We start from the raw sequence: 13,133 nt of genomic DNA, 5'->3' as shown, positions 1-13,133 counted from the left end.
GTCAAACGCCATGAAACCGCCGGCCTGCACTTCATGAGCGACGCTTTTCTGTTAGTATGTCCGGCTTTCTTTAACGACCCAGGTGACTCCCCCATGCAGCCTATGCTGAATATCGCCCTGCGCGCCGCTCGCAGCGCCGGTGAATTGATCTTCCGCTCCATCGAGCGCCTGGACGTGATTTCGGTGAACGAGAAGGACGCCAAGGACTACGTCACCGAGGTCGACCGCGCCGCCGAAGAAACCATCGTCCAGGCCCTGCGCAAGGCCTACCCGACCCACAGCATCCTCGGCGAAGAAGGCGGCTCCATCGCCGGCACCGGCGAAGGCGCCGACTACCAGTGGATCATCGACCCGCTGGACGGCACCACCAACTTCATCCGCGGCGTACCACACTTCGCGGTGAGCATCGCCTGCAAATACAAGGGTCGCCTGGAACACGCCGTGGTACTCGATCCGGTCCGCCAGGAAGAGTTCACCGCCAGCCGCGGCCGTGGCGCCGCTCTCAACGGCCGCCGACTGCGCGTCAGCCCGCGCAAGAGCCTGGAAGGCGCCCTCCTGGGCACCGGCTTCCCCTTCCGCGACAGCCAGCTGGATAACCTCGACAACTACCTGAACATGTTCCGCAGCCTGGTCGGCCAGACCGCCGGCATCCGCCGCGCCGGCTCCGCCAGCCTGGACCTGGCCTATGTCGCCGCTGGCCGCTTCGATGCCTTCTGGGAATTCGGCCTGTCCGAGTGGGACATGGCCGCTGGCGCCCTGCTGGTACAGGAAGCGGGCGGCCTGGTGAGCGACTTCACCGGTGCCCACGACTTCCTCGAGAAAGGCCACATCGTCGCGGGCAACACCAAGTGCTTCAAGGCCGTGCTAACTGCCATCCAGCCGCACCTGCCGCCGTCGCTGAAGCGCTGATACGCTCGCGTTACGAAGAACCCGGCCTGGCGCCGGGTTTTTCATGCCCAAGAAAAAGGCGCCCGGAGGCGCCTTCTTCATTTCATCCGGCAATCACTGCTGGATGCCGGCCTGCCGCTGGGTCAGTACCAGACGACCTTCCTTGGTAACCGGAATCTGCGCACCCGGGTCATGATCCATGCGCACCTGGTTCACCTTGCCATCCAACTGGTATTGCACGTCGTAGGCGACGACCTTCTCGTTGGTCTCCTGGACGGTGTTGCAACGGGTTTCGGTGGTGGTGTAGGTGTCGCTGTTCTGCATGTGCTCCTGCACCTTGTTGCCGGCATAACCACCGCCCACGGCGCCTGCGACCGTAGCGATCTTCTTGCCGTTGCCACCACCGATCTGGTTGCCCAGCAGACCACCCGCCACCGCACCCAGCACGGTACCGGCGATCTGGTGCTGGTCCTGGACAGGCTTCTGCCGGGTCACGGCGACGTCCTTGCAGACCTCACGCGGGGTCTTGAAGGTTTCCTTGACCGGCTGCACCGCGAGCACCTCGGCATATTCGGGGCCATTACCCACAAGGCTGTAGGTAGCGACAGCGCCACCGGCGGTTACACCGACCGCACCCAAAACGGCGCCGACGAGCATCGACTTGTTCACATGGACCTCCTGGTTCATCAACCGGCGCATCTGCGCCCTACTCCCTGCCTTGGAGTACAGCTTTTTTCCCGAGTTCCCGTAGGACCTATCCCACGCCATCGACTGGGACAACCATCACACCGCGCCCCTGCGAGATGAACACCGCCCCAAACAAAAAGGGCCTGCAGATGCAGGCCCTTCTGGCAGCACACTCAAACTCAGGGACGCTCGTCCACCTCGGTGGCCACGGCCGGAGGAATCAGATCCTCCGAACTCAGGCCCAGCCAGATCAGCACCGGGGCGCTGATGTAGATCGAGGAATAGGTACCCACGACCACACCCACCAGCAGCGCGACCGCGAAGCCGTGCAGGCTGTCGCCACCGAACACCAGCAGCGCGACCAGAGCCAGCGCGGTGGAAGTGGAGGTGGCGATGGTACGCAACAGGGTCTGGGTGCACGAGACGTCGATGTTCTCGATCAGGTCGGCCTTGCGCAATACGCGGAAGTTCTCGCGGATACGGTCGAAGATGATGATGGTGTCGTTCAGCGAATAACCGATCATCGCCAGCACAGCCGCCAGCACGGTCAGGTCGAACGGCAACTGGAAGAACGCGAGGATGCCGAGGGTGACGATCACGTCGTGCACCAGGGAAGCGACCGCACCGACGCCGAACTTCCACTGGAAGCGGAATGCCAGATACAGCAGGACACCGCCCAGCGCGAGCAGCATGGCGAGGCCACCCTGGTCACGCAGCTCTTCGCCCACCTGCGGACCGACGAACTCGACGCGCTTGACCACGAACTTGCTCTCGGCGTCGATCTTGCGCAGGGACGCGGCAACCTGGTTACCCAACTGGGGGTCTTCACCCGCCAGGCGTACCAGCACATCGGTGCTGGCACCGAAGCTCTGCACAACGGCATCGCGGTAGCCGGCCTGGCCCAGCTCTTCCTTGATCAGCTCGAGGTTGGCGGGCTTCTCGTACGCCAGCTCGATCAGGGTGCCGCCGGTGAAGTCCAGGCCGAAGTTAAGGCCCTTCATGAACAGCGCACCGATACCGATCAGGCTGATGACGACGGTGACGGCGAACGCGAAATTGCGGATCGCCATGAAGCGGATTGTTGACTTGATCATGGCTGCCTCAGATCCACAGTTTCTTGAAGTTACGGCCACCGAAGATCAGGTTGACCAGACCACGGGTGAACATGATCGCAGTGAACATCGAGGTGACAATACCCAGCGACATGGTGACGGCGAAGCCCTTGATCGGGCCAGTACCCAGCGCGAAGAGAATGCCGCCCACCAGCAGGGTGGTCAGGTTGGAGTCGACGATCGCCGCATAGGCGCGGTCGAAACCTTCATGAATGGCACGCTGCACGGACATGCCATTGGCCAGCTCCTCGCGTATCCGCGAGAAGATCAGCACGTTGGCGTCCACCGCCATGCCCAGGGTCAGCACGATACCCGCGATGCCCGGCAGGGTGAGGGTCGCACCGATCGCGGACATCAGCCCTACCAGCAGCGCCAGGTTGAAGGCCAGAGCAACGGTCGCCAGCACACCGAAGAAACGGTAGATGGCGATGATGAACAGCGACACGAAGATCATCGCCCACTCGGTGGATTCGATGCCCTTGATAATGTTCTCGGCACCCAGGCTCGGACCGATGGTGCGTTCCTCGGCGAAGTACATCGGTGCGGCCAGGCCACCGGCGCGCAGCAGCAGAGCCAGCTCGGAGGACTCGCCCTGGCCGTTCAGGCCGGTGATGCGGAACTGGCTGCCCAGCGGCGACTGGATGGTCGCCAGGCTGATGATCTTCTTCTCTTCCTTGAAGCTCTGGATCGCAACTTCCTGCTCGACGCCGTCGACCACCTGCTTGACGTAGCGGGTCAACGGGCGCTGCTCGATGAAGATCACCGCCATGCTGCGACCGACGTTGTTGCGGGTGGCACGGTTCATCAGCTCGCCACCGTGGCCATCCAGACGGATGTTCACCTGCGGGCGGCCGTTCTCGTCATAGCTGGCCTGGGCATCGGTGACCTGGTCACCGGTGATGATCAGGCTGCGCTCCAGCGGCACGGGCGGGCGCCCCGGCTCACGGAATTCGAAGGATTCGGTGCTGGCCTTGCTGGCATCGGGTGCAGCGGCGAGGCGGAATTCGAGGTTGGCGGTCTTGCCCAGGATGCGCTTGGCTTCGGCGGTGTCCTGCACGCCTGGCAGCTCGACCACGATGCGGTTGGCGCCCTGGCGCTGCACCAGCGGCTCGGAGACGCCCAACTCGTTCACACGGTTGCGGACGGTGGTCAGGTTCTGCTTGATCGAGTATTCGCGGATCTCGGTCAGCTTGGCCTGGGTCAGGGTCAGGCTCATCACCTGCTGGTCGCCACGCTCGGCGGTCTTCAGATCGAAGTCGGTGAAGGATTTGCGGATCAGCGACTGGGCTTTTTCCAGCGACTCCTGGTCGCTGAAGCCGAGCTGGAAGCCATTGTCGATGCCCGGCAGGCTGCGGTAACGCACGCGCTCCTTGCGCAGCAGGGTGCGGACTTCGCCTTCGTAGATCTTCACGCGGGCGGATACGGCTTTCTCCATGTCCACTTCCAGCAGGAAGTGCACGCCACCGGAGAGGTCGAGGCCGAGCTTCATCGGCGTCGCATGCACGCTGCGCAGCCAGTCAGGAGTGGTCGGTGCCAGGTTGAGCGCGACCACGTAGTCGTCCCCCAGGATCTTGCGCACGACATCCTTGGCCGGCAACTGATCGCCCAGCTTCGTCAGGCGCAGCAGGCCACCGCGCTCGCTGACGCTAGCACTTTTCACTTCGATCCCGGCCTGCTTGAGAGCCGCCACGGAGCGATCGAGATCGCCCTGCTGGATCTTCAGCGCCGTGCTGTTGCCGGATACCTGGATGGCCGGGTCATCGGGGTAGAGGTTGGGAGCGGAATAAACCAGGCCGAGGGCGAGAACCGCCAGGATCAGCAGATATTTCCACAGAGGGTATTTGTTGAGCATGACACCGCCCGTTATGACGCGGGGCGCCTTAGGCGCCCCGTGAATGGTGAAGAACGAATCGTTAGATGGCTTTCAGCGTGCCTTTCGGCAGCGTGGCCGCGATGGCGACCTTCTGGATCTTAAGCTCGACGGTATCGGAAACCTCGATGACCACGAAGTCATCGGAAACCTTGACCACCTTGCCAGCGATACCGCCGGAGGTGACCACTTCGTCGCCCTTCTGCAGGTTGCCCAGCAGGTTCTTGTGTTCCTTGGCGCGCTTGGACTGGGGACGCCAGATCATCAGGTAGAAGATGACCAGGAAACCGATCAGGAAAACCCACTCAAAGCCGGTGCCGGCGGGACCAGCGGCGGCTGCCGGGGCAGCGGCGTCGGCATAGGCGGCGGGAATCAGAAAGCTCATGTAGCACTCCTGTTGCGAAAATACGAAGAATGTTCAGCTCTATATATGCGGCGTTATCAGTCCAGGGGCGGTGTCGGTAGTCCGCGCCGGGCATAGAAGGCATCGACAAAGGCGGCCAATTTACCCTGTTGGATTGCCTCGCGCAAACCAGCCATAAGGCGCTGGTAATGCCGCAAGTTGTGGATTGTATTCAACATGCTGCCGAGCATTTCGCCGCATTTGTCCAGATGGTGCAGATAGGCCCTGGAGAAATGTTTGCAGGTGTAACAGTCGCAGCTCGGATCCAGCGGCGAATCATCGTGCTTGTGCACCGAGTTGCGGATCTTCAGCACCCCGGTCTCGACGAAAAGGTGGCCGTTGCGCGCGTTGCGGGTGGGCATCACGCAGTCGAACATATCGACGCCGCGCCGTACGCCCTCCACAAGATCCTCCGGCTTGCCGACACCCATCAGGTAGCGCGGCTTGTCGGCCGGCATCTGCGCCGGCAGGTAGTCGAGCACGCGGATCATCTCTTCCTTGGGCTCCCCCACCGACAGCCCACCGATGGCCAGACCATCGAAGCCGATCCGGTCCAGCCCTTCGAGCGAACGCATGCGCAGCTCTTCATGCATGCCGCCCTGGACGATGCCGAACAGCGCAGCGGTGCTTTCGCCGTGGGCGGCCTTGGAACGGCCGGCCCAACGCAGCGACAGCTCCATGGAGCGCCTGGCCACGTCGAAATCCGCCGGATAGGGCGTGCACTCGTCGAAGATCATCACGATGTCCGAGCCGAGGTCGCGCTGGACCTGCATCGACTCCTCGGGCCCCATGAATACCTTGGCGCCGTCGACTGGGGAGGCGAAGGTCACGCCCTCCTCCTTGATCTTGCGCATCGCGCCCAGGCTGAACACCTGGAAGCCCCCCGAGTCGGTGAGGATCGGCCCCTGCCATTGCATGAAGTCGTGCAGGTCGCCGTGACGCTTGATCACTTCCATGCCCGGGCGCAGCCAGAGGTGGAAGGTGTTGCCGAGGATGATCTGCGCGCCGATGGCCTCGATGTCGCGCGGCAGCATGCCCTTCACCGTCCCATAGGTGCCGACCGGCATGAAGGCCGGCGTCTCGACCACGCCACGGGGGAAGGTCAGGCGGCCACGACGGGCCTTGCCTTCGGTGGCCAGCAGTTCGAAGGTCATGCGGCAGGTGCGTGTCATGCTTGGTCCTCGGGCCCGCGCGGTGCGGGGTTGCGGGTGATGAACATGGCATCACCGTAACTGAAGAAGCGATAGCCCTGCTCGACCGCCGCCGCATAGGCAGCCATGGTCTCCGGGTAGCCGGCGAAGGCCGACACCAGCATCAGCAGGGTGGATTCGGGAAGATGGAAATTGGTCACCAGGGCATCCACCACATGGAACGGCTTGCCCGGGTAGATGAAGATGTCGGTATCGCCACTGAAGGGCTTGAGCGTACCGTCCCGCGCGGCGCTTTCCAGCGAACGCACGCTGGTAGTTCCTACGGCGATCACCCGCCCCCCTCGCGCACGGCAGGCGGCGACCGCATCCACGACCTCCTGGTCGACCTGGAGCCACTCGCGGTGCATGTGGTGCTCCTCGATACGCTCGACACGAACCGGCTGGAAGGTGCCGGCCCCGACGTGCAGGGTGACGAAGGCCGTCTCGACGCCCTTGGCCGCGATGGATTCCAGCAGCGCCTCGTCGAAATGCAGCCCGGCCGTGGGCGCCGCGACGGCACCGGCATGGCGTGCATAGACAGTCTGGTAGCGCTCGCGATCGGCATCCTCGTCCGGCCTGTCTATATAAGGAGGCAATGGCATGTGCCCGAGGCGATCAAGCAAGGGCAGCACCTCTTCGGCGAAGCCCAGCTCGAACAGCGCATCGTGCCGCGCAAGCATGGTCGCCTCGGCGCCACCGTCGATGAGGATGGTCGAACCCGGCTTGGGCGACTTGCTCGAACGCACATGGGCGAGCACGCGGTGGCTGTCCAGCACGCGCTCCACGAGGATTTCCAGCTTGCCGCCAGAGGCTTTCTGGCCGAACAGGCGCGCCGGGATGACCCGGGTGTTGTTGAACACCATCAGGTCTCCGGGGCGCAGGTAGCCCAGCAGGTCGGCGAAACCCTTGTGGGCCAGTTCGCCGGTGGGGCCGTCCAGCACCAGCAGGCGGCTGGCGCGGCGCTCGCTCAGGGGATGGCGGGCGATGAGGTGCTCGGGGAGCTCGAAGTGGAAGTCGGCAACGCGCATGGTGGGGTCGTCTCGCAGGGGCGCGAATATTAACGGAAATGCGGAAATCTGACCACGCAGGCGGATTGACCCGCCTCGGTCGCCTCCCTATACTGCGCCGCCATCGTGCCCCGGTGGCGGAATCGGTAGACGCGGCGGATTCAAAATCCGTTTCTGGCGACAGAGTGAGAGTTCGAGTCTCTCCCGGGGCACCACGACTCCAGCAAGCCTTCGTCCTCGACGGACTTGCAGCCCTCCGCAACGGCTTTTCATCCTCCTATTGCGTCCTTTTTCCAGATGCAGTGCATCAGCATTGGAAATCTTCCCAAACCCCGCCTAGCATTGAGCTTTCGGGGGGTTGGCAATTCAAAGAAAGTTAGCGTAGAGTGTGCGCACTGTGTTTGCATGGGTCGCTGTTGAATCGTGACCTGGTGCAGTAGATCCTACAGATCCGCTACATCCCGCTCGACTTCTCTTACTCTCTGCAACCAGTTCCAGCCCTCTATGCTTTAAGAAAAGCAAGAGGCTGTCATCAACTCTAGTTTCAAGGAAATAAGACATGTCGAATCGTCAAAACGGCACCGTTAAGTGGTTCAACGACGAGAAGGGTTTTGGTTTCATCACCCCCGAAAGCGGTCCGGATCTGTTCGTGCACTTCCGCGCAATCGAAGGTAACGGCTTCAAGAGCCTGAAAGAAGGCCAGAAAGTCAGCTTCGTCGCTGTGCAAGGTCAAAAAGGCATGCAGGCCGACCAGGTTCAAGTCCTGGGCTAAGCCTCCTGCTTGAAAGAACCCCCGATGGAAACATCGGGGGTTTTTTTATGCCCGTGATTCCATAGGGCCCAGCCTTTAGAATGTCGCAACCCCACGCTTGCAAGGGCTTTCCATGCCGAACCCGAAACTGCGCCCCGAAGGCGACTTCCCCGTCGCCGGGCCGATCCGTCGCTTCGCCGCGATCTTCTATGACTTCCTCCTCTGCGTGGCCCTGATGATGGTGGTCACCCTCTTCTACCAGCAGGTGATACTGCGCGCGATCTTCGGTGGCGAACGCCTGCGGCAGATGGCCGAGCAAGGTGCGCTGATCGGCGACCCCATACTCTCCAGCCTGCTGTTCCTCAGCCTGTTCGCCTTCTTCAGCAAGTTCTGGATGCGCGGCGGCCAGACCCTCGGCATGCAGGTCTGGGGCGTGCGCATCCAGAACCGCGACGGCTCGGCCATCAGCCTGTGGCAGGCCCTGCTGCGCTTCGTGGTCGCCATCGGCTCCTGGCTCTGCTTCGGCCTCGGCTTCCTGTGGATGATATTCGACAAGCAGAAACGCAGCTGGCACGACATGTACTCCGACAGCCAGGTGGTGCAGCTGCCGAAGAACATCCACAAGAAGTAGCGCCGCCGAATCGCACCCAAGAAAAAGCCGGCTCGCAGCCGGCTTTTTTTTGCCCGGGAGAACTACCCCGCGCGCCTCAGCAGCAGCACGCCAGCCAGCGCGCAGATTCCCGCCGGGATCAGCACCGCCAGCAGCGGCGAGAACCCGAACACCAGGCTGGATGGCCCGAGCAGGTCCTGGCTGATGCGCACCACGAAGCCGATCACCACGCCGGTGAACACGCGCTGCCCCAGCGTCACCGATCGCAGCGGACCGAAGATGAAGGAAATCGCCATCAGCACCAGCGCACCGGTGACCAGTGGCTGCAGCACCTTGGTCCAGAACGCCAGCCAGTAGCGGCCATTGTTCAGCCCCTGGTCCGCCAGGTAGTGGGTGTAGCGCCACAGCCCGGTGATCGACAGCGCTTCGGGCTCCATCGCCACGGTGCCCAGCAGTTGCGGGCTCAGCTCGATGTCCCAGCGCTCGTTCGGCGACTCGATCACTTCGGTGTGGTCGCCACGGAAGTAGGTCGTGGAAACGTCTTCCAGCTGCCAGTGATCGGTCTGGTACATGGCACGGCGGGCGAAGCTCGCCGACTGCATGCGTCGCTCGCCATCGAAGTCGTAGCGGGTCACGCCATAGAGCACGCCATTGGGCTGCACGGCGTTGATGTGCACGTACTGGTTGCCCTGGCGATGCCACTGGCCGCGCTTCGCGCTCTGCGCCTCGCCACCGCCCTGCGCAAGCGCACGGTTGCCCTGGGCCAGGTTCTCGCTCCAGGGCGCGACGTATTCACCGATCAGCACGCCCACCAGCATCAACACCAGCAGCGGCTTCATCACCGCCCAGACGATGCGCCCGATGGACACACCCGCCGCCCGCATGATGGTCAGCTCGCTGCTGCTGGCCAGGCCGCCGAGGCCGATCAGGCTGCCGATCAGCGCGGCCATCGGCAGCATCTCGTAGATGCGCCGCGGCGTGGTCATGAGTACATAGACGGCCGCTTCCATGACGCCGTAGGAGCCGTCGACGTCGCCCAGTTCATCGATGAAGGCGAACAGCAGCGCCAGCCCGACTATCACCCCCAGCACCGCGAGGATGCCGAAGAACACGCTGGTGCCGATATAACGATCCAACCTAACCATGGGCCACCTCACGGGCATCACGACGAGCTGCCCACTTCAGCCGCAACGGCTCCCAGTAAAGCAATGACAGGCCGACCACCAGGAACATCCCGTGCACCCACCAGAGGCCGAGCGCCATGGGGATCTTGCCCTTGTCCAGCTGGCCGCGCGCAGCGATCAGCAGGGACAGGTAGGCCATATAAAGGAGGATCGCCGGCAGCAGCTTGAGGAAGCGGCCCTGGCGCGGATTGACCCGCGACAGCGGCACCGCCAGCAGGGTCACCACGAACACCAGCAGCGGGATGGAAATCCGCCACTGCAGCTCCGCCTGGTAACGCGGGTTGTCGCTGCCGATCAGCTCGGACGTCGGGATCGCCTCGCGCTCGCCGATCTCGCTGCTGATCTCCGGCTTGGGCAGGAGGATGCCGTAGGTCTCGTACTTGATCGCGCGATAGTCGGCCTTGCCCGGGTTGCCGTCGTAGCGGTAGCCGTTCTCCAGGATCAGGTAGCGGCTGCCATCCTCGTGGATGACCTGGCGGCCCTTCTCCGCCACCAGCACCCCGATGCCACGTTCCTTGTTGTCCTGCGACAGGCGCTTCTCGGAGATGAACACTCCACCCAGCTCGCCGCGATCAGCCGAGAGGCTCTCGGTGTAGGTCACCCGCGTGCCGTTCTTCATGGTCTGAAAGCGGCCGGGCACCAGCGTGTCGAACTCGGTCAGCGCGTCCTGCTCATTGAGGATGCGTGCCACCTGCGCCACGCCCTGCGGGGCCAGGCCCAGGCTCAGCCAGGCAACCAGCAGCGCCACCAGGGTCGCCGGCGCCAGGCTGTAGGCCATCAGGCGCTGCTGGCTCATGCCGGTGGCGGCGAGCACGGTCATCTCGCTGTCCAGGTAGAGCCGGCCATAGGCCAGGAGGAAACCGAGGAACAGGCCCAGCGGCAGGATCAGCTCGAGGAAGCCCGGCAGGCGAAAGCCCATGATCAGGAACAGCACGCCCGGGTCGAGGACGCCTTGCGCGGCCTGGGCCAGGTACTTGATGAAGCGACCACTCATGATGATCACCAGCAGCACCGCACTCACGGCGCTGAGGGTGACCAGGACTTCACGGGACAGATAACGGAAGACAATCAAACCAGACACTCCAGGGTTGTCAGGCTCAGGCGGCTACGCTCAAACTAGCCGCTTTGTGGCCAGCCCGCCGAACCGGCGGACCACTGAAAAATGGCCGGCATTATATCCTGCAATCCCGACTCTTTGTCTTGGGGACATACGTCATGGAATTCCTCGTCAAAAGCGCTCGCCCGGAAACCCTGAAAACCGCCACCCTGGTCGTCGCCGTCAGCGAAGGCCGCAAACTGGGCACCGCCGCCAGCGCACTGGATGGCGCCACCGGTGGCGCCATCGCCGCCCTGCTCAAGCGTGGCGATATCGCCGGCAAGGTCGGCCAGACCCTGCTGCTGCACAGCCTGCCCAACCTCAAGGCCGAACGCGTGCTGCTGGTGGGCGTGGGCAAGGAGCGCGAACTCGGCGACCGCCAGTTCCGCAAGGTGGTCGCCGCCGTCAACGGCGTGCTCAAGGGCCTCGGCGGCAGCGATGCGGTACTGGCCCTGGGCGAACTCGCCGTGAAGGGCCGCGACGCCTACGGCAAGGCGCGCCTGCTGGTGGAGACCCTGGCCGACGGCACCTACCGTTTCGATCGCTTCAAGAGCACCAAGGCCGATGCCCCGGCCCTGAAGAAGATCACCCTGCTGGCCGAGAAGGCCGAGCTCGCCGATGTCGAGCGTGGCAGCGCCCATGCCCGGGCCATCGCCACCGGCATGGCCTTCACCAAGGACCTCGGCAACCTGCCGCCGAACCTCTGCCACCCCAGTTTCCTCGCCGAGGAAGCCAAGGCCCTGGCCAAGGCCCACAAGAACCTCAAGGTCGAAGTACTGGACGAGAAGAAGCTCAAGGAGCTCGGCGCCGGTGCCTTCCTCGCGGTCGCCCAGGGCAGCGACCAGCCACCGCGGATGATCGTGCTCCACTACCAGGGCGGCAAGAAGGACGACAAACCCTTCGCCCTGGTCGGCAAGGGCATCACCTTCGACACCGGCGGCATCAGCATCAAGCCCGCCGCCGGCATGGACGAGATGAAGTACGACATGTGCGGTGCCGCTAGCGTGCTCGGCACCTTCCGCGCCCTGGTCGAGCTGCAGCTGCCGATCAACGTCGTCGGCCTGCTGGCCTGCGCCGAGAACATGCCTAGCGGCGGCGCCACCCGCCCCGGCGACATCGTCACCACCATGAGCGGCCAGACCGTCGAGATCCTCAACACCGACGCCGAAGGCCGCCTGGTGCTGTGCGATACCCTCACCTACGCCGAGCGCTTCAAGCCCCAGGCGGTGATCGACGTCGCCACCCTCACCGGCGCCTGCATCGTCGCCCTGGGCAGCAACGTCTCCGGCCTCATGGGCAACAACGAGGCCCTGGTGAAGCAGCTCCTCAAGGCGGGCGAATACGCCGACGACCGCGCCTGGCAACTGCCGCTGTTCGACGAATACCAGGAGCAGCTCGACAGCCCCTTCGCCGACATCGCCAACATCGGCGGCCCCAAGGCCGGCACCATCACCGCCGGCTGCTTCCTGTCGCGCTTCGCCAAGAAATTCCACTGGGCCCACCTCGACATCGCCGGCACCGCCTGGGTCAGCGGCGGCAAGGACAAGGGCGCCACCGGTCGTCCGGTGCCCCTGCTCACCCAGTACCTGCTGGACCGCGTGTAAACTGCCGCACCGCCCGGCGGCTCAGGCCGCCGGGCACCCGCCCCACCTCAGGAACACCCAGCCATGACCCGCGTCGAGTTCTACGTCCTTTCCTCCAGCAGTCCGGCGGACCGCCTGCGCGCCGCCTGCCAGCTGGCGAGCAAGGCCTGGCGCCATGGCCTGCCGGTGTTCGTGCGCTGCGCCGACAAGGCCCAGGGCGCCGAGCTGGACGAACTGCTGTGGCGCTTCAAGGCCGAGACCTTCATCCCCCACGGCCTGCACGAAGACGACCCGCAGGCGCCGGTGGTGATCGGCGGCGACGAGCAGCCCGAGGCCGCCCAAGGCCTGCTGATCAACCTCGACGCCAGCCTCTCGCCGCATCTCGAACGCTTCAGCCGCATCATCGAGATCGTCAACCAGGAACCGGCCCTGCTGGCCGCCTGCCGCGAGAATTTCCGTACCTACCGCCAGCGCGGCTATGATCCAAAGCGAGTCGAACTCTAAGCACGCCCCATGGACAACTCCAGACCGCCGCAAAAGCCCGCACACCTGCTGGACGACCTCGAATCGATCCGTGCCCTGCTCGACGAACACACCAGCAGCGAGCCGCCCCTGCTCACCGAGTCCGTCGACCCGGACAGCATCCCCCTGCTCTCCGAGATCGTCGAAGCGCCGCCCTTCGAGCTGGCTCCCCGGGGTGCCGAGCCCATCGCACCCAGCCCGGCCCCGGCACCCAGCCTGCAGCCCGCCCC

Annotated in this window: 13 protein-coding genes, 1 tRNA gene and 1 pseudogene; 7 read left to right on the top strand and 8 right to left on the bottom strand. The window is 64.1% G+C overall.

All coding sequences use genetic code 11. The features are described 5' to 3' along the window. Positions 1–93: 93 nt before the first annotated feature. Positions 94–909 carry an inositol-phosphate phosphatase gene (gene suhB / locus DMX10_RS23010; protein WP_111263262.1) on the top strand — a complete coding sequence of 272 codons (816 nt, stop codon included), beginning with the start codon at positions 94–96 and terminating at the stop codon, positions 907–909. A gap of 93 nt (positions 910–1,002) precedes the next feature. On the opposite strand, the gene DMX10_RS23005 is transcribed toward suhB, so the two are convergent. The 6 genes from DMX10_RS23005 to queA form a co-directional block, all read right to left on the bottom strand. After that, complete coding sequence (locus DMX10_RS23005) at positions 1,003–1,557, bottom strand: glycine zipper 2TM domain-containing protein (protein ID WP_111263297.1); 555 nt, start codon at positions 1,555–1,557, stop codon at positions 1,003–1,005. Positions 1,558–1,754: 197 nt separating this feature from the next. Then, positions 1,755–2,669 (bottom strand): protein translocase subunit SecF, encoded by a 915-nt coding sequence (gene secF / locus DMX10_RS23000; protein WP_111263261.1) that lies wholly within the window; start codon positions 2,667–2,669, stop codon positions 1,755–1,757. Between the two features lie 7 nt (positions 2,670–2,676). Continuing rightward, a complete protein-coding gene (gene secD, locus DMX10_RS22995; protein ID WP_111263260.1) occupies positions 2,677–4,539 on the bottom strand; it encodes a protein translocase subunit SecD in 1,863 nt (620 codons plus the stop codon). 61 nt (positions 4,540–4,600) lie between these two features. Continuing rightward, a complete protein-coding gene (yajC, locus tag DMX10_RS22990; protein WP_111263259.1) occupies positions 4,601–4,942 on the bottom strand; it encodes a preprotein translocase subunit YajC in 342 nt (113 codons plus the stop codon). A 56-nt stretch (positions 4,943–4,998) separates the two neighbouring features. Then, positions 4,999–6,114 (bottom strand): tRNA guanosine(34) transglycosylase Tgt, encoded by a 1,116-nt coding sequence (gene tgt / locus DMX10_RS22985; protein ID WP_173173118.1) that lies wholly within the window; start codon positions 6,112–6,114, stop codon positions 4,999–5,001. A 14-nt stretch (positions 6,115–6,128) separates the two neighbouring features. Beyond that, a complete protein-coding gene (gene queA, locus DMX10_RS22980) occupies positions 6,129–7,178 on the bottom strand; it encodes a tRNA preQ1(34) S-adenosylmethionine ribosyltransferase-isomerase QueA (RefSeq protein ID WP_111263257.1) in 1,050 nt (349 codons plus the stop codon). A 107-nt stretch (positions 7,179–7,285) separates the two neighbouring features. Between queA and DMX10_RS22975 the strand changes: the two genes are divergently transcribed. From DMX10_RS22975 to DMX10_RS22965, 3 genes are all read left to right on the top strand, one after another. Continuing rightward, positions 7,286–7,372, top strand: a tRNA-Leu gene (locus tag DMX10_RS22975). 344 nt (positions 7,373–7,716) lie between these two features. Next, the gene (locus DMX10_RS22970) at positions 7,717–7,929 is read left to right on the top strand and encodes a cold-shock protein (protein WP_003459665.1); all 213 of its coding nucleotides are present in this window, start codon (positions 7,717–7,719) and stop codon (positions 7,927–7,929) included. Between the two features lie 112 nt (positions 7,930–8,041). Then, positions 8,042–8,539: an RDD family protein gene (locus DMX10_RS22965; RefSeq protein WP_111263256.1), complete on the top strand. Its 498-nt coding sequence runs from the start codon at positions 8,042–8,044 to the stop codon at positions 8,537–8,539. A gap of 62 nt (positions 8,540–8,601) precedes the next feature. On the opposite strand, the gene lptG is transcribed toward DMX10_RS22965, so the two are convergent. Both lptG and lptF read right to left on the bottom strand, forming a co-directional pair. Continuing rightward, complete coding sequence (gene lptG / locus DMX10_RS22960; protein ID WP_111263255.1) at positions 8,602–9,663, bottom strand: LPS export ABC transporter permease LptG; 1,062 nt, start codon at positions 9,661–9,663, stop codon at positions 8,602–8,604. After that, the gene (gene lptF, locus DMX10_RS22955) at positions 9,656–10,774 is read right to left on the bottom strand and encodes an LPS export ABC transporter permease LptF (RefSeq protein WP_111263254.1); all 1,119 of its coding nucleotides are present in this window, start codon (positions 10,772–10,774) and stop codon (positions 9,656–9,658) included. Before lptF ends, lptG begins: the two co-directional genes overlap by 8 nt. Positions 10,775–10,917: 143 nt before the next feature. Here lptF and DMX10_RS22950 point away from each other — a divergent pair, with 143 nt between their 5' ends. The 3 genes and pseudogenes from DMX10_RS22950 to DMX10_RS33280 all read left to right on the top strand — a co-directional run. Continuing rightward, the gene (locus DMX10_RS22950) at positions 10,918–12,402 is read left to right on the top strand and encodes a leucyl aminopeptidase (RefSeq protein ID WP_111263253.1); all 1,485 of its coding nucleotides are present in this window, start codon (positions 10,918–10,920) and stop codon (positions 12,400–12,402) included. A 63-nt stretch (positions 12,403–12,465) separates the two neighbouring features. Next, the gene (locus DMX10_RS22945) at positions 12,466–12,885 is read left to right on the top strand and encodes a DNA polymerase III subunit chi (protein ID WP_111263252.1); all 420 of its coding nucleotides are present in this window, start codon (positions 12,466–12,468) and stop codon (positions 12,883–12,885) included. 9 nt (positions 12,886–12,894) lie between these two features. Further along, a pseudogene (locus DMX10_RS33280) lies at positions 12,895–13,133 on the top strand (DNA polymerase III subunit chi); the annotation flags it as partial.

This window comes from Pseudomonas sp. 57B-090624 (genome assembly GCF_003234055.1).
In the GTDB taxonomy this organism is placed as follows: domain Bacteria; phylum Pseudomonadota; class Gammaproteobacteria; order Pseudomonadales; family Pseudomonadaceae; genus Metapseudomonas; species Metapseudomonas tohonis.
This window is presented reverse-complemented; position numbering and strand designations above follow the sequence as displayed.